Annotated in this window: 24 protein-coding genes; 14 read left to right on the top strand and 10 right to left on the bottom strand. The window is 65.9% G+C overall.

The features are described from left to right. Nucleotides 1-383: 383 nt before the first annotated feature. Complete coding sequence (locus tag WN73_RS34540) at nucleotides 384-1,277, bottom strand: LysR family transcriptional regulator (RefSeq protein ID WP_028171037.1); 894 nt, start codon at nucleotides 1,275-1,277, stop codon at nucleotides 384-386. A 104-nt stretch (nucleotides 1,278-1,381) separates the two neighbouring features. Between WN73_RS34540 and WN73_RS34535 the strand changes: the two genes are divergently transcribed. The 7 genes from WN73_RS34535 to WN73_RS34505 all read left to right on the top strand — a co-directional run bounded on the left by WN73_RS34535 (nucleotide 1,382) and on the right by WN73_RS34505 (nucleotide 6,128). Continuing rightward, nucleotides 1,382-2,122 (top strand): SDR family oxidoreductase, encoded by a 741-nt coding sequence (locus tag WN73_RS34535; protein WP_038967644.1) that lies wholly within the window; start codon nucleotides 1,382-1,384, stop codon nucleotides 2,120-2,122. Nucleotides 2,123-2,158: 36 nt separating this feature from the next. Further along, on the top strand, nucleotides 2,159-2,392 hold the full coding sequence (locus WN73_RS34530; RefSeq protein WP_011086795.1) for a tautomerase family protein: 234 nt from the start codon (nucleotides 2,159-2,161) through the stop codon (nucleotides 2,390-2,392). Between the two features lie 85 nt (nucleotides 2,393-2,477). Continuing rightward, nucleotides 2,478-3,161: a GntR family transcriptional regulator gene (locus WN73_RS34525; RefSeq protein ID WP_038967643.1), complete on the top strand. Its 684-nt coding sequence runs from the start codon at nucleotides 2,478-2,480 to the stop codon at nucleotides 3,159-3,161. Continuing rightward, the gene (locus tag WN73_RS34520) at nucleotides 3,158-4,408 is read left to right on the top strand and encodes a dicarboxylate/amino acid:cation symporter (protein WP_271556710.1); all 1,251 of its coding nucleotides are present in this window, start codon (nucleotides 3,158-3,160) and stop codon (nucleotides 4,406-4,408) included. The genes WN73_RS34525 and WN73_RS34520 overlap by 4 nt, the downstream gene beginning before the upstream one ends. After that, nucleotides 4,408-5,451, top strand: coding sequence for a threonine aldolase family protein (locus WN73_RS34515; protein WP_271556708.1), 1,044 nt, complete (start codon nucleotides 4,408-4,410; stop codon nucleotides 5,449-5,451). The genes WN73_RS34520 and WN73_RS34515 overlap by 1 nt, the downstream gene beginning before the upstream one ends. 65 nt (nucleotides 5,452-5,516) lie before the next feature. Next, on the top strand, nucleotides 5,517-5,870 hold the full coding sequence (locus tag WN73_RS34510) for an MmcQ/YjbR family DNA-binding protein (RefSeq protein ID WP_011086791.1): 354 nt from the start codon (nucleotides 5,517-5,519) through the stop codon (nucleotides 5,868-5,870). 102 nt (nucleotides 5,871-5,972) lie between these two features. Continuing rightward, nucleotides 5,973-6,128 (top strand): hypothetical protein, encoded by a 156-nt coding sequence (locus WN73_RS34505; protein WP_271556705.1) that lies wholly within the window; start codon nucleotides 5,973-5,975, stop codon nucleotides 6,126-6,128. Between the two features lie 75 nt (nucleotides 6,129-6,203). On the opposite strand, the gene WN73_RS34500 is transcribed toward WN73_RS34505, so the two are convergent. Continuing rightward, nucleotides 6,204-6,674 (bottom strand): MarR family winged helix-turn-helix transcriptional regulator, encoded by a 471-nt coding sequence (locus WN73_RS34500; RefSeq protein ID WP_011086789.1) that lies wholly within the window; start codon nucleotides 6,672-6,674, stop codon nucleotides 6,204-6,206. Nucleotides 6,675-6,822: 148 nt separating this feature from the next. On the opposite strand from WN73_RS34500, the gene WN73_RS34495 reads away from it, so the two are divergent. From WN73_RS34495 to WN73_RS34485, 3 genes are all read left to right on the top strand, one after another. After that, on the top strand, nucleotides 6,823-7,224 hold the full coding sequence (locus WN73_RS34495; RefSeq protein ID WP_028171032.1) for an Ohr family peroxiredoxin: 402 nt from the start codon (nucleotides 6,823-6,825) through the stop codon (nucleotides 7,222-7,224). A 79-nt stretch (nucleotides 7,225-7,303) separates the two neighbouring features. Then, the gene (locus WN73_RS34490; protein WP_271556702.1) at nucleotides 7,304-7,717 is read left to right on the top strand and encodes a cupin domain-containing protein; all 414 of its coding nucleotides are present in this window, start codon (nucleotides 7,304-7,306) and stop codon (nucleotides 7,715-7,717) included. Nucleotides 7,718-7,769: 52 nt separating this feature from the next. Then, entirely contained in the window at nucleotides 7,770-8,642 is an 873-nt protein-coding gene (locus WN73_RS34485) for a bifunctional helix-turn-helix transcriptional regulator/GNAT family N-acetyltransferase (RefSeq protein WP_271556700.1), read from the top strand. Nucleotides 8,643-8,685: 43 nt separating this feature from the next. Here the strand turns inward: WN73_RS34485 and WN73_RS34480 are convergent, their stop codons facing one another. Further along, nucleotides 8,686-9,906 carry an MFS transporter gene (locus WN73_RS34480; RefSeq protein ID WP_271556698.1) on the bottom strand — a complete coding sequence of 407 codons (1,221 nt, stop codon included), beginning with the start codon at nucleotides 9,904-9,906 and terminating at the stop codon, nucleotides 8,686-8,688. 184 nt (nucleotides 9,907-10,090) lie between these two features. On the opposite strand from WN73_RS34480, the gene WN73_RS34475 reads away from it, so the two are divergent. Further along, nucleotides 10,091-10,552: a cupin domain-containing protein gene (locus WN73_RS34475; RefSeq protein ID WP_271556696.1), complete on the top strand. Its 462-nt coding sequence runs from the start codon at nucleotides 10,091-10,093 to the stop codon at nucleotides 10,550-10,552. Nucleotides 10,553-10,730: 178 nt separating this feature from the next. On the opposite strand, the gene WN73_RS34470 is transcribed toward WN73_RS34475, so the two are convergent. Beyond that, nucleotides 10,731-11,324 (bottom strand): DUF308 domain-containing protein, encoded by a 594-nt coding sequence (locus tag WN73_RS34470; protein WP_271556694.1) that lies wholly within the window; start codon nucleotides 11,322-11,324, stop codon nucleotides 10,731-10,733. Nucleotides 11,325-11,431: 107 nt separating this feature from the next. Beyond that, nucleotides 11,432-12,016 carry a TetR/AcrR family transcriptional regulator gene (locus WN73_RS34465; protein WP_028171026.1) on the bottom strand — a complete coding sequence of 195 codons (585 nt, stop codon included), beginning with the start codon at nucleotides 12,014-12,016 and terminating at the stop codon, nucleotides 11,432-11,434. 77 nt (nucleotides 12,017-12,093) lie between these two features. On the opposite strand from WN73_RS34465, the gene WN73_RS34460 reads away from it, so the two are divergent. Next, nucleotides 12,094-12,591 (top strand): peptide deformylase, encoded by a 498-nt coding sequence (locus WN73_RS34460; protein ID WP_028171025.1) that lies wholly within the window; start codon nucleotides 12,094-12,096, stop codon nucleotides 12,589-12,591. Nucleotides 12,592-12,633: 42 nt separating this feature from the next. Here the strand turns inward: WN73_RS34460 and WN73_RS34455 are convergent, their stop codons facing one another. The 3 genes from WN73_RS34455 to WN73_RS34445 form a co-directional block, all read right to left on the bottom strand. Further along, complete coding sequence (locus WN73_RS34455; protein ID WP_028171024.1) at nucleotides 12,634-12,996, bottom strand: ArsR/SmtB family transcription factor; 363 nt, start codon at nucleotides 12,994-12,996, stop codon at nucleotides 12,634-12,636. Continuing rightward, on the bottom strand, nucleotides 12,996-13,658 hold the full coding sequence (locus tag WN73_RS34450) for an SRPBCC family protein (protein ID WP_011086779.1): 663 nt from the start codon (nucleotides 13,656-13,658) through the stop codon (nucleotides 12,996-12,998). The genes WN73_RS34455 and WN73_RS34450 overlap by 1 nt, the downstream gene beginning before the upstream one ends. A 201-nt stretch (nucleotides 13,659-13,859) precedes the next feature. Beyond that, nucleotides 13,860-14,651 carry an AraC family transcriptional regulator gene (locus tag WN73_RS34445; RefSeq protein ID WP_271556691.1) on the bottom strand — a complete coding sequence of 264 codons (792 nt, stop codon included), beginning with the start codon at nucleotides 14,649-14,651 and terminating at the stop codon, nucleotides 13,860-13,862. A 120-nt stretch (nucleotides 14,652-14,771) separates the two neighbouring features. On the opposite strand from WN73_RS34445, the gene WN73_RS34440 reads away from it, so the two are divergent. Next, complete coding sequence (locus tag WN73_RS34440) at nucleotides 14,772-16,322, top strand: carboxylesterase/lipase family protein (protein ID WP_271556689.1); 1,551 nt, start codon at nucleotides 14,772-14,774, stop codon at nucleotides 16,320-16,322. Nucleotides 16,323-16,396: 74 nt separating this feature from the next. Here WN73_RS34440 and WN73_RS34435 read toward each other — a convergent pair whose 3' ends face one another. Together WN73_RS34435 and WN73_RS34430 are read right to left on the bottom strand one after the other, a co-directional pair. Then, nucleotides 16,397-17,278 (bottom strand): AraC family transcriptional regulator, encoded by an 882-nt coding sequence (locus WN73_RS34435; RefSeq protein ID WP_271556687.1) that lies wholly within the window; start codon nucleotides 17,276-17,278, stop codon nucleotides 16,397-16,399. Between the two features lie 175 nt (nucleotides 17,279-17,453). Then, entirely contained in the window at nucleotides 17,454-18,713 is a 1,260-nt protein-coding gene (locus WN73_RS34430) for a serine hydrolase domain-containing protein (RefSeq protein WP_271556685.1), read from the bottom strand. Nucleotides 18,714-18,991: 278 nt separating this feature from the next. Here WN73_RS34430 and WN73_RS34425 point away from each other — a divergent pair, with 278 nt between their 5' ends. Next, nucleotides 18,992-20,383 (top strand): NAD-dependent succinate-semialdehyde dehydrogenase, encoded by a 1,392-nt coding sequence (locus WN73_RS34425; protein ID WP_011086774.1) that lies wholly within the window; start codon nucleotides 18,992-18,994, stop codon nucleotides 20,381-20,383. Nucleotides 20,384-20,430 lie beyond the last annotated feature (47 nt).

Raw genomic sequence — 20,430 nt, 5'->3', positions numbered from 1 at the left:
TGGCGCACAGACCCCGGGCGCCAGGACGACACGGTTTTGCCGTACGCAAATCACACCGGTCGTGTGCGCGATGGGTTTCGCTCACGGTTGCCCGCCCTGCGAAGCTCTTCGCGCCGATGTGACTGGCGTCCACCGCAGCTCACCCCGCATGTCGTGACGATCGCGATACGCCCCTCTGACCGGGATGAGGTGGCGGGAGAATGCGTCAAATCAGAAATTCGGTAAAGCGAAATATTTTCGCGAAGATCGATTGACCCGCTGAATGGGTGTTTTGCCCGACGGGCACCACAAGGATTTGTAGCCCGGATGAGCAAAGCGATATCCGGGATCCGTGCGGGCGGCGGTCCCGGGTATCGCTTCGCTCACCCGGGCTACGAGTCACATCAAAGCTTCGCCTCGGCAAAAATGCCCGATATCCAGTCGAGGAAGACGCGCAGGCGCAGCGCGGGCTGGCGGTTTTGCAGGTACAGCGCGGAAAGCGGCGTCGGCGACGGCGGATAGTCGGCGAGCACCTCGACCAGCGCGCCGCTGGCGAGATCATCGGCGAAGCGATAGCGGGGAGCCTGGGCGAGGCCGAAGCCGAGCCGTGCGAGATCGGCCATGGTGTCGGAATTGTTGACGCGAACCCGGCTCGGCAGCACGACGTGATGCAGCGCGCCGGGAACCGAAAATTCCAGCGGCAGCACATCGCCGGTGCGCGAGGAGACGAAGGCGACCATCTGATGGCCGTCGAGCGTATCCGGTGCCATAGGCACGCCGTGGCTGGCGAGATAGGCCGGGCTCGCCACCGTGATCTCCGCGATCGTGCCGAGGCGGCGCAGGATCATCCCGCTGTCCTCCGGCTCGCCCGACCGGATTACGCAATCGATGCCTTCGCGCACGAGATCAACCAGGCGGTCGCCCTGCCCGATCTGCAAGTCGAGCTGCGGATAGCGCGCCAGGAATGCCGGCAGGTGCGGCAGGATGAAGGTGCGGGTCAGCAAGGGATGGGCGTCGATGCGGAGCAGGCCGCGCGGCCGCGCATCGCGCATCGCGGTTTCCGCTTCCTCGACCTCGGCCAGAATGGCGACGCAGCGGCGGTAATAGTCCTCGCCGTCGAGCGTCGGCGTGACATGCCGCGTCGTGCGGTCGAGCAGGCGCGCGCCCAAGCGCGACTCCAGGCCGCGCAAGACCTCGCTCGCCGTCGAGCGGGGAATGCCGAGATCGGCGGCCGCAGCCGTAAAACTCTGCCGCTCGACGAGGCGAACGAACAGACGCATGGCGTCAAATCGGTCCATGGCCGATTGTTCACCACAGCCGACAAGTGATGGCAAGTCTGAGGCGATTATCCGGCCACGGCGATCAGCTAAATCTCCGGCTGAAGACAACGAGGAGACCTGCCATGACCCACCAACATCAGCGCGCCGCCATCGTGACCGGCGGCTCCCGCGGCATCGGCGCAGCGATCGCCCGCCGGCTGGCGCAGGGCGGGATTGCGGTCGCGATCAACTATGCGAGCGGCCGCGCGGCTGCCGATGCGCTCGTCGCCGAGATCGAGGCCGCCGGCGGGCGCGCCATCGCCGTGCAGGCCGACCTCGCCGATTCGGCAACCCCTTCGCGGCTGTTCGATGCGGCCGAGCGCGCCTTCGGCGGCGTCGACATCCTCGTCAACAATGCCGGCATCATCGAGCTCGGGCCGCTCGCCGAGGTGACCGATGAAGCGTTCGCGCGGCAAACGTCGATCAATCTCGGAAGCGTGTTCCGGTCCTTGCGCGAGGCGGCGCGGCGGCTTCGCGACGGCGGCCGCATCGTCAGCTTCTCCTCCAGCGTGGTCGGTCTCTACCAGCCCGGCTACGGCGTCTACGCCGCGACCAAGGCCGCGGTCGAAACCATGACGCACATCCTCGCCAAGGAGCTCGGCAGCCGGCGCATCACCGTCAACGCGGTGGCGCCCGGGCCGGTCGAGACCCGGCTGTTCCTCGAAGGCAAGAGCGAGCAGCAGGTGCGCGCCATTGCCGCCATGAACCCGTTCGGCCGCCTCGGCCAGCCCGACGACATCGCAGGAATCGTCGCCTTCCTCACCGGTCGCGATGGCGGCTGGATCAACGGCCAGGTCATCCGCGCCAATGGCGGCGTGGTCTGACGCACGGCACGATCGCATCACACGGAGAGACCCATCATGCCTTTCGCCAACATCAAGATTCCGCAAGCCGCGCTGTCTCGCACCCAGAAGGCGGAGATCGTGCATCGCCTCACCGCGCTGTTCGTCGACTATTTCGGCGAAGCGGCGCGGCCGCACACGATGGTGCTGATCGAGGAAGTCCCCGACGGCGGCTACGGCCGCGCCGACGAGGTGTTCGTCGTTCCCGACGCCTGGCGCGCCCGCGACGCCGTCACGCCAGCTTCAGGCTGAGCTCGGTGCCGCCCTTGGTTCGTTTCACCAGCAAAATCAGTAGGCCCGCTTGACATTCCTCTGACATGCCGCTGGTATGTCAGTTATGCCCACCGCCTCCCTCGACCGCGACCGCGCCTATGCCCTGCTCCGCGACCTCGTCGTGTCAGGCGAGTTTGCGCCTGACGAACCCCTCTCCGAACGCAGCCTGTCGAGCCGCCTGGCGCTGGGCCGCACCCCGATCCGCGAGGCGCTGAAGGCGCTCGCCAAGGACGGCCTGCTCACCATCCATCCGATGCGCGGCACCTTCCTGCGCCAGATGTCCTTTGACGATCTGCGCGAGATTCATGAATTGCGGCTCGCGCTCGAAGGCATGGCCGCCTATCTCGCCGCGACGCGCGGGCCGACGGAGCCGCTGCGCCAATGCGCCGGGGAGCTGCGCAGCATTCAGTCGCGCGAAAACATCGATGTCGAGGAGGCGCAGCAGGTCGGCTGGGCCTTCCACGACGAACTCTTTCGCGCGACCGGCAATGGCCGGCTGGCGCAGTCCTACGACAATCTGCGCGCGCAGAGCGGCCTCGCCCTCCAGAAGATGCGGCAATACAGCGTCGAGCGCACGCGCCAGGCCGTCAGCGAGCATCTCGACATCTACGCGGCCATCGAAGCGCACGATCCTGACGCCGCGCAGCAGCGCATGTGGCGGCATCTGTCGTCCGCATTCGAGGCCCGCCTCACCGCGCTGGGCGCGATCCGCACGCAATATCCGGGACAAGGAGACCACCACGCATGATCCGGCCGCTGTTCAGATTGCCGCTCGTGTTCCAGATGCTGCTCGGATTGGTGCTGGGCCTCGGCGTCGGCCTGCTCTGGCCGGATTTCGGCGCGAGCCTGCGGCCGATCGGCACCGCCTTCGTCGAGGCGGTGAAGATGATCGTCATTCCCGTGGTGTTCGCAGCCGTCACGCTCGGCCTCTACCGCATGGGGAGCGAGTTGAAGGTCCTGGGGCGCGTCGCCGCGATCAGCCTCGGCTATTTCTACCTCGCCACCGTGATCTCGATCCTGATCGGCCTGCTCCTCAACGCCGCCTTCCATCCCGGCGCCGGCGCCCCGCTGGCCGCGACCGGCAAGGTGCCGCAGAACCTCGCAGTGTCGGTGGACTGGATCAAGTTCTTCATGGACATGATCCCCTCCAACATCGTCGCGGCGATGGCCGAGCAGAAGATTCTCCCGACGCTCGTCTTCGCCATTCTGTTCGGCCTCGCACTCGCCTCTAGCGGCAAGGTCGGCGAGCCCATGGTCGCCGTGCTCGAGGCGGTGATGGCGGCGATGTTCAAGATCACCAAATGGATCACCTCGCTCGCTCCGATCGCCATCTTCGCGGTGATGGCGTGGCTGTTCGCGACGCAAGGCCTCGCCACCGTGGTCGCGCTCGCAAAGCTCGTCGGCGTGATGTATCTCGGCCTTGCGATCATGGTCGCGATCTTCTGGCTGATGCTGCTTGCGATCGGCGAGAAGCCGCTTGCCGTCACCAAGGCGGTGATGGAGCCGATGATCCTGGCCTTCTCCACCCGCTCCTCGGAAGTGACCCTGCCGCTGCACATGGAGAAGCTGCGGGCGATGGGCGCCTCAGAGCGCATCGTCTCGGTGGTGCTGCCGCTCGGCTATGCCTTCAACCGCGACGGCGCCATCATGTATTTTGCCCTCGCCGTCACCTTCCTCGCGGAAGCCTATGGCGTGACGTTGACCTGGTCGACGCTGTTCACCATCGTCATGGTCACGACGATCGCGAGCAAGGGCAGCGCCAACGTCCCCTCCGGCGGGCTCGTCGCCATCGCCATGGTGCTGTCGGCGATCGGGCTGCCGATCGAGGCGCTCGCGGTCATCGCCGGCGTCGACGCCTTCCTCGACATGGGCCGCACCGCGATCAACGTGTTCGGCAACACGGTCGCGGTGAAGCTGGTCGAGAAGTTTGCCGGCGACATGGCCGCCGATGAGACACAGCCGGCGGCGGCCGGCCTGCAAGTGCAGGACGCCTGATGGCCGCACAGGAGAACGGCGGCGACGGCATCGTCGATCTGCGCAGCGACACCGTCACGCTGCCGACGGCCGCGATGCTGGAGCGCATGCAGCGGGCCCCGCTCGGCGACGACGGCCGCGAGGGCGACCCGACCGTCCGCGCGCTCGAAGCGCGGGGCGCCGCGTTGACCGGCAAGGAAGCTGCCCTGTTCGTGCCGAGCGGCACGATGGGCAATCTCCTGGCGATGCTCGCCCATGCCGAGCGCGGCGGAGAGGTCTTCGCCGACGCTGGTGCGCACCTGCTCAACTCCGAGCTCGGCAGCGTCGTGACGATCGCGGGGCTGGTGCCCAAGCCCATGCCGAGCCGTCGCGGTGCAATGGACGAAGCGGCGCTTGCAGACGCGATCCGCGGCTCGGAACGTCCCGGCCTGATCGCAATGGAGACTGCGCATAACGGCGCCGGCGGCGCCGTGCTGCCCCCGCCGCACATGATGCGAATTCACGCGCTCGGACAGAGCAACGGGATCCCCGTGCATCTGGACGGCGCCCGCCTGTTCAATGCCTCGGTCGCGCTCGGCGTGCCGGCGGCACGGATCGCCGAGCATGCCGACAGCGTGATGGTCTGCCTGTCCAAGGGCCTGAGCGCGCCGGTCGGCAGCCTGCTGTGCGGCGGCGCGGCGTTCGTCGCACGGGCGCGCACGTTGCGGAAACTCGTCGGCGGCACCATGCGCCAGTCCGGTGTCGTCGCAGCCGCGGGCCTCGTCGCGCTGGAGACGATGATCGAGCGCCTCTCCAAGGATCACGCGGCAGCAAGGCGGCTCGCCGCGGCCTTGAGCTGGCTCGACCCGGCACTCGCCGATCCCGACCAGGTGCAAACCAACATCCTGCGCGTCGACGTCTCCGCAAGCGGACGCGAGGCCGCCGCATGGGCCGAGGGCGTGAAGCAGCGCGGCATCCTGGTGCAGGCCAGCGGCCCCTCGCAGCTCCGGCTCGTCACCCATCGCCACATCGACGGAGCGGCGGTGGACCGCACCATTGCCGCCTTCGCGGCGCTCGGCCGCTAGCGCGCGCATTGCAAGCAGCAAGCGCGCGCATTGCAAGCCGCACGCGGCGTGCTATCGCTCGCCCCATGACTCCGAAAAGCTTCGAAGCGCGCTGCCTGCGCCTGCCCGCCGCCACCAAGGTGGTGCAGTGGGAGGGCACTTCCGTATTCAAGGTCGGCGGCAAGATGTTCGCGCTCGGCGGCGGCTTTGTCGCAAGCTCCGGCGGCTACATGTTCAAGGTCTCGGACATGGCCTATGCGATGCTGATAGAGCACGGCGTGGCACGTCCGGCGCCGTATCTCGCCCGCGCCAAATGGGTGCAGCTCGTCAGCAACAACGCCCTGCCGGATGCCGAGCTCACCGCCTATCTGGCGCAGGCCCACGCGCTGATCGTGGCCAAGCTGACGCGCAAATCGCGCAAGATGCTGGGGCTGGACTAGAGCCTCGCTGAGCCGCCCTCGCCATAACGTGATGTTCCTCTTATGGACTTGTGCTGCACCGCAACTAGCTCAAGGCAAAGTCCATTCGAGATGGAGTGTTTTATGAGCCCACCGAACACCACCACAGCCGCCAAATCTCATCGCTATGAACTCGTGCATGGTGACGGAGCCGACTTCGTCGCCTACCAGCGCCGTCGCGAAGACGGGATTTGGCAGACCTTTGCGACATGGATGATTCCGCGCACGGTCTGCAGCTGAAGCGGAGCGCTTGTCCCTCGTGCTTGCGCCGGAGGCGGACGCCGCCTCCGGCTTCCCTGCAGAAGCCCGCTCCGCTCAGCGCTTCTTCTCTGCACCCGTTTGGGTCGCGCGCAGCAGATTGTCGCGCAATGTGCTCACCGTCTTCTGCACCACCGGAAAATCGTCGCCGAGGCCGGTCGCCTCGATCAGGGACTCGCCGAGATCCTGTTCGATCAGCTTGCGCCCGCCCGGCGTCAGGCTCACCCGCACCTGCCGCTCGTCGGCGGGATCACGGTGGCGCCTGATGTAACCCGTCTGCTCGAGCTTCTTCAGGATCGGCGTCAGCGTGTTGGATTCCAGGAACAGCTTCTCGCCGAGCGCGCTGACGGTCTGCTCGTCCTCCTCCGACAGCGCCACCAGGGCGATGTACTGGGTGTAGGTCAGCCCGACCTTGTCCAACAGGGGCTTGTAGGCACGGCCGAAGGCGAGATTGGCCGAATAGACCGCAAAGCACAGGAAATTCGACAGCTTTCGGCCTTTGCCGGCGGCTTTGGGGGAACGGGCCACGGGAACCTCCGCAATTCGTGATCTGCCAACCGATATAAATCGTATCCGATTAAATCGGAAGATCTTGACCGGCGGATGCGGCGGGTTTATTTCAAAGCGCATCCGATTAGATCGGACGCGATAAATAGCATCCCGAAAGGACACCGCCATGTCATCCGCTGCCAAGCTTCTCTTTACCGGCAAGACCCACGTCACCTCAGGCTCCGACGGTGCCGCGCGCTCCAGCGACGGCTTCCTCGACATCAAGTTGGCGCAGCCGCATCCGGCCGCCGAAAACCTGTTCGCGGCCGCCTGGTCGGCCTGCTACCTCGGCGCGCTTGGGCTCGCCGCCGCCCAGCGCAAGGTCAAGCTTCCGAGCGAGCCGTCGGTCGACACCGCGATCGACCTGAACAATGCGAACGGCGCCTTCTTCTTGCGCGCCCGTCTCGACGTCAGCGTCCCCGGCGTCGACCGCGCGGTGGCGCAGGAGCTGATCGAAGCCGCGCACGGCATCTGCCCCTACTCCAAGGCAGTGCACGGCAACATCGAGGTGACCACCACCCTCGTCTGAAGCGCCACGACGCGGGAACCGGCCGGCATCGGCCGGGCTCGCGCGGTGCGATCAATCCAGCGACCACACGGAGCCGACCATGAGCCATCGTCTTTTGCCCGCCGTGCGTATCCTCGCCAGCGCAGCCGTACTGGCCGCAAACCTGTTCACGCTGCCGGTAGCGGCGCAGCCGGCGGGTGTCACGCGCACCGACCTCCAGCGCCACGATCTCAGCACGCCCGGCCGCGAAGCCGTGCAGGTGCGCGTCGACCTCGCCCCCGGCGTGGCGTTCGGCCGGCACACCCATCCGGGCGAAGAGATCATCTACGTGCTGTCAGGCGCCATCGAATACGCCGTCGAAGGCAAGCCACCGGTGACGCTGAAGGCCGGCGACGTGCTGTTCATCCCGTCCGGCACGGTGCATGCGGCGAAGAACGTGGGCACCGGGACTGCGAGCGAGCTTGCGACCTATATCGTCGCGAAGGACAAGCCGCTGCTGACGCTGGCAAAGTGAGGCCAGCCACTCCAATTGACCAAGAGACGATATCTGACTAAAGTCAGATATCATGCTCGATCCCGTCTCACGCGTTCGCCGCTTCAACCGTGCCGTCACCTCCGCCGTCGGCGCGCTCGACACCTCGTTCCTCGGTCGTGGCCGGCCGCTCGGCGCCGCGCGCGTGCTCAACGCAATCGGGCACGGACGTTCGGACGTGGCCGAGATCCGCGACTATCTCGGGCTCGATTCCGGGCTGATGAGCCGGCTGTTGCGCAGCCTCGAGGACGAAGGGCTGGTCGAGACCACGGCGCATGCGGACGATGCGCGCCGCCGCGTGGCAAAACTCACGCGCACGGGCCGGCGCGAGTTCGCGGCCTACGAGGCGCTGTCGAATACGCAGGCAGAAAGCTTCCTCGCCCACCATTCGCAGCGCGATGCGCTGCTGGCGGCCATGGACATGATCGCCTCCGCGCTGACACGCGAGCGCGTTGCGCTCGACGAGACGGACCCGCGATCCGAGGAGGCGCGCTATTGCCTCGGCGAATATTACGCGGAGCTCAGCCGCCGTTTCAAACAGGGCTTTGACGTTTCGCTGTCGCGCGATCCCGATGCCAAGGACATGCGCCGGCCGCGCGGGAGCTTCATCGTCGCGATGTCGGACACGCTCCCGATCGGCTGTGTCGGGCTGAAGGGAACCGATCACGGCTATGCCGAGATCAAGCGGCTGTGGGTCGCCCCCGCCGCGCGCGGATTGCGGCTCGGCCGTCGCCTGATGGACGCGGCCGAAGACGCGGCGCGCGAGCTCGGCATCGCGCTGCTGCGGCTCGACACCAACAGCGCCCTCCCCGAGGCCGGCCAGCTCTACCGCAGCACGGGCTGGCGCGAGATCCCGCGGTTCAATGACGATCCCTATCCGGATCTGTTCTTCGAAAAGCAGCTGTGAGGCAGAAGTCCCGGGTGTCGCTTCGCTCACCCGGGCTACAGCCTCACGCCGCCGCGGTCGCCACCTGCCCTTGCGGCTTCGCGAACGGGCGGAAGGTCATCGCCATCAGGAAGGCGCCGAGGCCCATCGCCCAGGAGGCGATGTAGAGCCAGGCGTAGCTCGAGAACGCGTCGTAGATCAGGCCGCCGGCGAGCGGCCCCGTCGCCATGCCGAGGCTGCCGGCCATCGCGGTGCCGCCGATCACCGTGCCCATCATGCGCAGCGGAAAGTTTTCGCGCACCAGCACCGCGTAGAGCGGCATGGTGCCAGCATAGATGAAGCCGAAGATGGCGCCGACCGCGTAGAACGCCGCGAGCTGATGCGCGAAGACGTAGGCGAGCGCGCCGAACGCCTGCAACAGCAGGCCCGTGACGAGCACGCGCTTGGCGCCGAAGCGATCGCCGAGCAGCCCGAAGGCGATGCGGCCGCCCATGCCGGCAAAACCCTCGATGCTGTAGATCGTCACCGCCGCGATCAGCGGAATGCCGCAGCTCACGGCATAGCTGACGGTGTGGATGATCGGGCCGGAATGGGTGGCGCAGCAGAAGAAATTGGTCGCGAGCAGGATGAGGAATTGCGGCGAGCGCAGCGCCTCCCCCAGCGACATCTCCGCCTGCGCGGCGTCCTCACCCGACGGCACGGGCATCGCCTGCGCAAGCGCGGGCGGACGGCGCACCAGCAGCGATACCGGGATCATGATGGCGCCGACCACCAGTGCCACGATCTGCATCGAGGTGCGCCAGTCATGGCCGGAGACGAGCCAGGCCGCGAGCGGCGACATCGTCATCGGCGCCATGCCCATGCCGGCCGACACCAGCGAGACCGCGAGGCTGCGGTGGGTGTCGAACCAGCCGGTGACGGTCGCCATCATCGGCGCGAAGATCGCCGCGCAGGAGGCACCGACCAAGAGGCCGAACACGAACTGGAACGCAATGAGCGAGGTCGCATGGCTCGCCCCGAACAGGCTCAGCGCCAGCACCGTCGAGCCCGTCAGCACCACCGGCCGCGGTCCGAACCTGTCCGTCGCGGTGCCCCAGGCCATGCTGGTGAAGGCCATCGCCAGAAAGCCGATCGTCATGGCGCTGGAGATGCCGGTCACCGACCAGCCGGTGTCCTTGGCGATCGGCTGCAGGAACACCGGCAGCGAAAACATGCCGCCGATCGCGACACAGCCAAGCAGGCCGCCGGCGGCGACGATCACCCAGCGATAGTAGGACGAGTTCATTTTCCTTGTCTCCCGTCAGTCTGTCTGAATGAAAGACGATTGGGATTGGCGCGCGCCGACAGGCGACGGTACTTTAATTTTCCGGCGATCGCGACCGCGCCGCCGGTGCGCGGTTCCGCAAGCGCCGCCCCTGATGCGGCCTGTTCGCGCCTCATAACTCCAAAGGTTTCAGGAAAGCACCCGCATGCCCAAGATCGACATCGCCGCAGTGCCGGAGCGCAGAGGCTCCGGCTATCCCTCGCCCTTCAGCCTTCCTTGCGCCGAGCGTATCCGGCAGCGGCTCGGCAACGCCGGGGGCCTTTCCGATTTCGGCGTCAATTTGATGCGGCTGCCGCCGGGCAGCTGGTCGAGCCAGCGGCACTGGCATTCGCATGAGGACGAGTTCGTCTATTTGCTCGAAGGCGAACTGACACTGATCGAGGACGACGGTGAAACCGTCTTGCGCGCGGGCGATTGCGCCGCCTTTCCGAAAGGCAGCGGCAACGGCCATCACATGATCAACCGGTCGGACGCGACGGCCTTCTACCTCGAAATCGGCTCGCGCTCGCCCGCCGACCTCATCACCTGCTCCGACATCGACATGATGAGCCCGGCTTCCGACGGCCGGTTCCTGCACAAGGATGGCAAGCCCTATCCGGACGGCTAGTTCGGCCACGAGAACAAAAATCTCGAAAACAACCCCATGCACAGTAGGCGGGCGCTGCGGGATCAATGACTTACGATGTCGGTCACTTGCGATGCCGATCACTTGCGATACCAGGCCGCAATTTGACTCGTCGGGCAAAACACCGGCATCCTGTCATGATCCCGCCAACGCCATCGCATCACCCCAGCTGAGCCCGCCTGGCGCCACGCCGCCACGCGCTGACGGTGAGCCAGATCGCCGAGACCAGGAAGTAGAGCGCGCCGACCGCAGCATAACCGGCGACATTCGTGATCGACGGAGCCGCGGGCATCGCGGCTTGAGCGATGAAGAAGCCGCCTGCCAGCGCTGATTGGCCACCGCTGAGCGCCATGGCCCACTGCGCGCCAAAACGCCTCCAGCGCCGGATTGCCGTCCCGAGCTGCAGCAATCCGGACAGGATCGCCCATGCACCGAACACGCCGAGCACCCAGTTCATGCTGACCTGCAAGGCAAGGACGACCGCGACTGTGGTCGCCAGACTGACCAGGACGTTCAGAGCCTGGGTGCGGTTCTGGCCGAGCCCACCGCTGCGCAGCGCGTCGAGCCAATTGGCCGCGGCGTCCCACGCCGGATAGGCGACGAGCAAAGCTCCGGCGACCGGCGCGGAGGACTGACCGACGGCAAACGCAGCGGCGACCCAGGCGACGGAAAAACCCGCGCGCGTGAAGTAGTACAGCCTCAGCCATTGCTCCTGACCGGCCAGGGCCGAATCCGGCTGATGATGATCTCTCATGACAGTCTCCTTACCTACTAGTTGGTAGTTTCTCAAGCGAAGCGAAATTGCAGCGACGCAGGTGGCTTGCAGCTTGTGCGATTGTCGGGGGGCCCGCCGGGTGGATCTCAGCGCGTTGCGGACAGCCGCTCCAGCAGCGGCCGGGTGATGACACCGAACATCTTGGGATCGCCATAGGCACGCGCCGACAGCATCGCGCCGTGAACCGTGGCCATGAATCCTTCGGCCTCGACCCGCGCCGTGCCGGAAAGCTGTAGCCGCCCCTGCCGCTTGCCGCGCTCCATCACCGAGGTCAGCCAGGATGCCAGGGCGCGGAAATGGGCGCGCACTTCAAGCGCCACCTCCTCGGGCAGGAGCGGAAGCTCACTGGCAAGAAGCGCACACACGCAGAACGGAGCCGTCGCGTCCTTGATGCACGCCTCCCAATAGGCGAGATAGCTTTTGAGCTGTGCGCCGGGGTCCGGGATGTTGCGCTCGATGGCGGAGAGTCCCGCCGCGGCCTCCTCGCGATAGCGCGACACGAGGGTGCGGACCAGGTCGACCTTGCTGGCGAAATGGTGGTGGATGCTCGGCTTGCGGATGCCGACGATGTCGGCGATGTCGGCGTAGCTGAAGCCGTTATAGCCGCCGGCAATGATCAGCGTGCGCGCGCAGGCCAGGATGTCGTCGGCGGTCGAGGAAACGTTGGTCATGGCGCATTAACTACCTTCCAGTTGGTAGGGCGTCAAGAACGAGGTGCTTCAACCATCCGTGAGTGGTAGGAGCGTGCATGACCATCCGTCCCCTCGTCCGCTACCCCGACCGCCGGCTGGCGATTCCTGCCCGCCCCGTCACTGCGTTCGACGACGAGCTCCGCGAGCTCGCCGCGGACCTGCTCGACACCATGCGCGCCGCGCCCGGCATCGGCATCACGGCTCCGCATATCGGCGTGCCCTTGCGCGTCGTGGTGCTCGAGCTCGACGCCAAAGACGGCGCACGGACCTATGTCAATCCTGAGATCACATGGGCTTCGCCCGAGATGATCATGCACCGGGAGGGCAGCGTCTCGATGCCCGGGGTCAACGACGAGGTCCAGCGTCACGCCCGCGTGCGCATCAGCTACTGGGATCTCGACGGCACCATGCAGACCGAGGAGTCGGAAGCCCTGCGCGCCGTCTGTCACCAGCACGAGATCGATCAGCTCGACGGGATGTTCTGGATCCAGCGGCTGTCGCGGCTGAAGCGGGAACGGCTGGTGAAGAAGTTCGAGAAAATGTCGCGGGGGTGACCGTGACGCTAAGGCGGCTTCGCCACCTTGTTCGCGACGCCTTCAAGCCCTCTTCCCGCTCCGTTTGGTGACGGGAGCGTGACGACGCTCCCGCTTGCCGCGCGCGATCTCGGTCGCCAGCGCGTCCAGCTTCGGCTCCCAGAAATTCCTGAACTGACCGATCCACGCATCCACCGCGCGAAGCCCCGCAACGTCGACCGAATAGAGCCGCCTTTGCGCCTCCGCCCGAACCGTCGCGAAGCCGCTCTCGCGCAGCACCTTGAGGTGCTGCGACACGGCGGCCTGCGTGATTCCGAACTCCGCCCCGATCGCCTCGACGACCTCGCCGGACGCCATTTCCCCGGGCGACAGCAGCTCGAGGATGCGACGGCGCACGGGATCGGCGAGGACCTCGAAGACGTGCATCAGCTTCCTGTGCCTGGATGTGCGACATCGGGCGGCATCTCGCCGCGATAGAAGGCGATGGTGCGGTCCGAGCGCTGCTTCGCCGTGTCAGGGTCGACCCCGCTCGCGACATGCGCCTCGCGCCATTGCTCGCCGCTTCGTGTCATGAATTCCTTGCCCGCAGGAGATCCCATCCATGCCTCGGCCGTCTCATGGTCGACCGATGCCCCGGTGGCAACATATCGCTCAAGTCCGGCAATGGCGAGGTCCCAACCGATACCCACGGCGCCTGGGCCGAACTGATTCCAGTGATCCTCGATGATCGCGGTGTGCTCCAGCGTCAACCGCGCCTGATGTCGTTCTGCTGCGAGCTGGACGTCGATCCAGCTCATCGCACCACCGAATTCCCACGTCGCTGCAAAATGGGTCGGCGGCGTACATGCCGTGATGGTGCCGCCCGCATTGCCCTTGAGCTGGTACCTTCCGCCGAGCTGGAGGTCTCCCTCGACCGGCAAGAACCAGCGCGGAATGCGCTCCCTGCTGGTCACCGCGTCCCAAAGATCGTCAACGCTCGTCTCGTAAAGCCGCGTCAGTGTCACCGCGCTGGCCGGCTTGCCGTCTTTCTCGAAATTCCGCACCGAACGCGTCACAAGCCCCAAGACTCTGGCGACGTCGATCTCCATTGCATTCCTCCTTGTCGTTGATCGCAAGGGCAAATATCGATCTGCACTAATATAAGTCAAGTCTTATATTCACGACGTTCGACGCCTGGAATTCGGTGCCCCTCCTTCAGCGGCAGAAAAAGGTCCCCAACCGCCTCGTGCTCCGGCACCTCCGGGAAGAAGCTCCGCCGCTGGCAATAGATCGGGAAGTTGCGTGCTTCCCTACGCATCCCGCACGATACTGCTGAGATATTTTGCCGGGGGTTTGCCGAGCGCCTTCTTGAACATCGTGATGAAGGCCGCGACGGACTCGTAGCCGAGATCGGCCGAGACCTGCTGCACGCTGGCGCCGGCAGTGAGTTCTCGCAGGGCGACGATCAGGTGCAATTGCTGGCGCCAGCGCCCGAAGCTCAGACCCGTTTCCCTGACGACGAGACGCGCGAGGCTGCTCTCGCTGAGCGCGACGCGCTTCGACCATTCGGCGAGGGTCCTGCGGTCGGAAGGATCTTTTGCCAGCGCAGCCGCGATCCGCTTCAACCGCGGCTCGGACGAGAGCGGCAGATGGAGCTGCTGGACGGGCATGCGCGGCAGCTCGCGGAGCAGGACGCTCGCCAGGAGGTCCACCCTCGCCAAGTCATCCCCGACCTGATCGCACAACTCGACGATCAGCTCACGCAGCAGCGGCGAGATCGACAGCGTGCAGCATCGACCCGGCAGGTCCACGATGTCGGGCTCGATGTAGACGAAAAACAGCCGGGCATTCTCTGTGGCGAGGTTGCTGTGCTGCATGCCGCCGGGAATCCACACCGCGCAATGTGGCGACACCATCCACAGGCCACTGGGAACGCGACATGTGACACCACCTCCCAACGCGAAGACCAGTTGTCCCTTGCGGTGGCTGTGATCGGGGACCTCCCCCTTGGTCCCCGTCACGTCAACGCGCACGGCGATGACCGGGGCGGAGCGATCGTCCACATCGAGGCTGGACCATGGAAAGCGAAGGGGTTGCCGCATGCTGCCGGTTTTTAGTCATTGATTGGCTAAATATCTAAATTCAACGAGGGCGAAAGTCGATAGGTTGCTGCCAAACCTGCCGGGCGGCGGCCAGGCGCCTACCGATGACGGGATACGACCATGAATGCCTTCACGACCGCGACAGCAGCCGAACTCGGACGTGTGGTCCGCACCCAAGCCGGTTTCGTGCGCGGCGGCGTGCGGGACGCAAGCGGCGTGCTGTCGTTCAAGGGCATCCCCTACGCGGCGCCCCCGGTTGGACGGCTGCGCTGGTGCGCACCGCGGCCGCCAGCGCCTTGGGACGGCGTGCGAGATGCAAGTGTGTTTGGCGCAGGCTGTCTTTCAGCTGTCGAAAACGACCATCGGCCGGGACCGCGCGACGAGGATTGCCTCTATCTCAATGTCTGGACCACAGCGGAGCATCCGGACGAGAGGCGGCCCGTGATGGTGTGGATTCATGGCGGGGGCTTTCAATTCGGCTCCTCGGCCAACCCCGCGACCGACGGAGGCGCGCTGGCGGCCAGCGGGGTCGTCGTCGTCAGCTTCAACTATCGCCTCGGCGTCTTCGGCTTCCTCGCCCATCCTGATCTCGACGCGGAAGCGCCGTCGGGCAATTACGGCCTCAGAGACCAACTGGCGGCGCTGCGCTGGGTCAAGGCCAACATTGCCGGCTTCGGCGGCGATCCTGACAACGTCACCCTGTTCGGCGAGTCCGCCGGCGCCATGGCCGTCGGGATCCTGATGGCCTCGCCGCTCGCGCACGGACTGTTTCACAAGGCCATCGGACAGAGCGGCGCGTTCTGGGATGGCAAGCACGGGCCACTTCAGAGTTTTGAAGAAGCCCGCGCGCGCGGTCTCGCGTTCGCCCGGCAACAAGGCGATGAGTCCATCGCCGCCTTGCGCGCGATGCCGGCCGATCAGTTGAATGCAGCCGCACCATGGAGCTTCAAGGCCAGCCCCGTTGTCTCGGCATTCTCACCGAGCATCGATCATGATGTGGTGCCCGACGTGCCCGCCCGCAGATTCCTGCGCGGCGAGCAGATGCACATCCCGTTGCTGGCGGGCTGGAATAGCGCGGAGGAATTCCCCTTCCCTGCGCAATCCCTGCCCGACCACTCGGCGCGCGCCTTTCTCACCGCGGCCGAGGCAATGTTCGGCGGGGAACGCATGGCCGATTTCCTGAAGGTCTACCCTGCCGCGACCGATGCCGAGGCGAAGGCCTCCGCGGCGGCCCTCACCGGCGACACCGTGATCGGCGAGCAGTGCTGGCAGTGGCTGCGGCTGCATCGGCGTCGCCGGCGCGCGCCCGCCTACGGCTATCTGTTCAGCTATACGTCGCGCTACACGCCGATCGCCTCGCATGTCACCGAAATCCCGTTCGTGTTCGGCACGCTGACGCCGCAACAGGTGATCGGCAGCACAGCACCGCCGGCCGAGGAGGACCGCGCGCTGGCGCGGACGATGATGGGTTACTGGGTGAATTTCGCGACGCAGGGGAATCCGAACGGATCAGGCCTGCCACCCTGGCCCGCCTATGACGAGAACGACGTCGTGCAGATCCTCGATACGACGATCGAAGCCCGTTCCAATCCGCAAGCCGCCCGCTTCCGCTTCCTCGACAGTTTCAGGCAGGACGGCGTATTGCCGATGCGCTGGCGCGAGATGGCATAAGCGGCTTAACCGCCAACTCGATAGCGACCAGTCCGTCTCCTACGACCGAAACGGACAGGCCGCCGTCAGGTGCGCTATTTCAGCGGCAGGAAAAGCTCCGCGACCGCCTCATGCTCCGGCACCTCCGGGAACAAGCTCAGCCGCTGGCAATAAATCGGGAAGTCGCGCGCTTCCTCGCCGCTGGCCGGAAGCCAGTCGCGATAAAGGTAGAGCGCGGCGGGCTCCAGATTGTCGGTGTGGCCGACGACGCGCAGCACCGCGCAACGTCCGCCGGGGATCTCGCCGGCCTTGATCGCTTCGCCATTCGCCTGGATCGGCTGGTCGGTCCCGGCGCAGAGGTCCACGCTGTAATCGGCCGGCGAGGCGGGACGCCGCTCGGAACGCCAGACATTGAAGGTCGGACTTGTCCTGGGGTGCAGGTTAGCCGCCCTGCGCCAGGCGATGAACCGCTGGATGGTGGCAGGAAGCGTCGCCGGGTCGCCCCGATGCTCCATGATCGCCACCTTCGTCGTGGGCACATCGCGGATCATCACGTCGTCAGGGGTAAAGGTCTTCTGCATGAGCTTGCTCCTCGCGTTGTCGAGAGGCCCGAAGGCCGCAAGCCACGGCTCCCAGTCGGGAGATTTCCGGAACGACGACGGCGATTGCCCGAACCGTTGCCGAAAGGCGCGGGCGAAGGCGTCCGGTGCGTCGTAGCCGGCATCCATCGCGATGTCGGTGACGCTTTCGTCGTCCCTGTAGGCCAGCCGATGCGAAGCGCGCTTCATACGGGCAAGCTGAACATAGCGATGCACGGACAGCCCGAAGGTCGCCGTGAACTGCCGGTGGAAATGAAATTTCGAGAAGGCCGCAACAGCGCTCAGCGTGTCGAGGTCCAGATCAGCGTCAAGATGCCGGTCGATATGCTCCAGCACCCGCCACATCCGATCCTGATAATTTTGCAGCGCCGCCTTCATCGTCCCTCCTCCGTGGCGGCTCCAGTTAGTCGCTGACGGCTGCGACGTGCTCGACCGATCTTGCGGTTTGGGGACTCGTAGGGTGGGTAGAGCGCAGCGAAACCCATCATCGCTGGTGCTCCGCGAGAGAAGCCGATGGGTTTCGCTATCGCTCTACCCATCCTGCAACCTCACCTCATCCGCCCGCAATCAGCGCCTTTGCCAGCGCCATGTAGGCCGGCAGCGTCACGGGATCGTTGGCGGCGTTGCCCGCGACAGGGTGCGAGGCGTAGCGCGCGATCACCATCTCGGCCTTGGGATCGACGTAGATGCCCTGGCCGTGGACGCCGCGCGCCATGTAGGCGCCGTGGGGGTTGTGCGTCACCCACCATTGATTGCGATAGGAGGCACCTGGCAACGTGGTGTAGCCGGCCGGCTTGAATTTCTCGGGATCGCCGCCGCGCGAAATGTCCTCGACAACGGACGACGGCACGATCTGGCGGCCATTAAAACGGCCGTGATTGCGCATGGTCTCGCCGAAGCGGGCGAGATCGCGCAAAGTGGTCGAGAGACCGCCGCCGCCGCTCTCGGTGCCGATGCGGTCGACGTGATAATGCGCGTCCTCTTCCGCGCCGATTTGCGTCCAGATCCGCTCGGAGAGAAGATCGGACAGCGTCAGGCCGCTGGCGCGCCGGCAGATCCAGGCCAGCACGTCGGTGTTGACGGTCTTGTAGGCAAAGGCCTTGCCGTGCTCGCCCTGCTTCTTCTGCGCCTCGAGGAAATCGAAAATGGTGGTCGGGCCGTCATAATTAGGCGGGATCGGCGCCATGCCGTTGGCGCGCCGCAAGCCCCACACATGCGAATTCCTGTCGGTGTAGACTTCGGTGTATTCGAGGCCGGTGGTCATATCCATGACCTCGTGCACGCGCGCATCGCCAAATGCGCTCGCCTTCAGCTCCGGTACATAGTCCGTGACCGGTGCCTGCGGATCGATCTTGCCCTCGGTGACCAGAATGCCCGCGAGCACGCCGGTGAAGGATTTCGTTACCGACATTCCGATATGCGGCTTGTGCGGCTTCAACGCACCAAAATAGCGCTCGTAGATCAGCTTGCCCCGATGCAGCACGGCGATGCCGTCGGTGTAGGTCTCCTCCAGCATTTTCGCGAAGGTCATGGGACGGCCGTCCATCGTGGTCGAGGCGACCGCGCCGATGTCGTGGTCCTCGCGCGGCAGCGGCGATGCCGGTCCCGCCCCGCGCCAGACGTTCACGGTCGGCACCAATTGGCGGATATTGCTCCAGGCCCAGCGCAGCTCGGGGAAGCTGCGGAACGAGCCGTCCTGGAAGGTGATCGTCCGCTCCGGCGCCGGCGGGAAGCCCTTCATCCAGCCGAGCGTTTCGGGATCGGTCTCGGCGGCGGTTGCGGGGGCTTGATTGGCGGTGGTCGCGACGGACATGAAGGCAGGCTCCGGAGAGGACGATGTGGCTGGCGTATCATGAGACAGCGCAACCCACATCCCGCGTTTGTGCCGGGGTGCTGTGCAGTGCCCCCTGATGACGACAGGTCCGACCACCGCCCGCTCGCAGTCTCGTGAACGGCGCTGAGGCATCTCGATTGACCTGTCTCAAAGTGACGAATTGGGTTGTGATCCATCCTTTCATCAGCAGTCCCGTCGGAAGCGCATGAAGGCAGCCGGCACCAAACACTGCACGATGCCTGGAGCGAGAACGACACATGGCCTACGCAACCACCTACCCCTACACGGGTGAAGTCCTCGAGACATTCCCCACCGCCACCGATGCCGAGGTCGCCCGCGCGATCGACGCGGCGCATGCGGCCTTCCTTGCCTGGCGCGAGACGTCCTTTGCCGCGCGCGGCGCGATCCTGCAAAAGGCAGCTGACCTGCTGCGCAAGGACGCCGACGCCTACGCAAAGCTCCTGACGCTCGAGATGGGCAAGCTGTTCACCGAAGCGAAGGCCGAGGTCGAATTGTCCGCGAAGATCTTCGAATATTACGTCCAGAATGCCGAAAGCCTGCTCCGGCCGGAGAAATTGACTGTCGCCGATCCCGCCGAGGGCGAGGCCGTCATCGTCTGCGAGCCGCTCGGCGTGCTGCTCGCGATCGAACCCTGGAACTTCCCTTACTACCAGATCGCCCGCATCATCGCCCCGCAGCTTTCGGCCGGCAACACCATGCTGCTGAAGCACGCCTCCAACGTGCCGCAGAGCGCGGCGGCGTTCGAACGGCTGATGCGTGAGGCGGGGCTGCCCGAGGGCGCCTTCATCAATCTCTACGCGACACGCTCGCAGGTCGAGACGATCATCAACGATCCGCGCGTCCATGGCGTGGCGCTCACGGGCTCGGAAGATGCCGGCGCGGTCGTCGCCGCGCAGGCCGGCAAGGCGCTGAAGAAGTCGACCATGGAGCTCGGCGGCGCCGACGCGTTCGTCGTGCTCGCCGACGCCGACATGGCCAAGACGATCAAATGGGCGGTTTTCGGCCGTCACTGGAACGGCGGTCAGGTCTGCGTCTCGTCCAAGCGCATGATCATCGTCGATGCGGTCTATGACGAATTTCTTGCGCGCTACCGCGAGGGCGTGGCCGGCCTCAGGGCGGGCGACCCCTTCGCCCCCGAAACCACGCTCGCGCCGCTCTCTTCGCAGGCGGCGGCCGACGAGATCAGAGAGAAGATCCGCCAGGCCGTTGCGCATGGCGCCAAGGCCGAGCAGGTCGGCCCGCCCGTCCCCAACCAGGGCGCCTTCGTGCAGCCGACGATCCTGACCGATGTCGCCGACGACAATCCGGCGCGCTACTGGGAATTCTTCGGCCCCGTCTCGATGCTATTTCGCGCCAGGGACGAGAATGATGCCGTGCGCATCGCCAATGATTCCCCGTTCGGCCTCGGCGGCTCGGTGTTCACCTCCGACACGAAGCACGGCGCGGACGTCGCCAGGAAGATCTCGACCGGCATGGTGTTCGTCAACCATCCGACCAAGGTCGAGGCCGACCTGCCCTTCGGCGGCATCCGCCGCTCCGGCTACGGACGCGAATTGCTGGGGCTCGGCCTCAAGGAGTTCGTCAATCACAAGCTGATCGACGTCGTCGACATCGACGCCCGGTTCTGACGGCGCGTCGTGCGTCACCCGCGCCGTGCGTGGCGCGGGTGACGTGC

Source organism: Bradyrhizobium sp. CCBAU 45394, assembly GCF_028128655.1.
In the GTDB taxonomy this organism is placed as follows: Bacteria; Pseudomonadota; Alphaproteobacteria; order Rhizobiales; family Xanthobacteraceae; genus Bradyrhizobium; species Bradyrhizobium diazoefficiens.
Note: the sequence above shows the minus strand (reverse complement) of the source record. Positions and strands in the feature narration are given on the sequence as shown.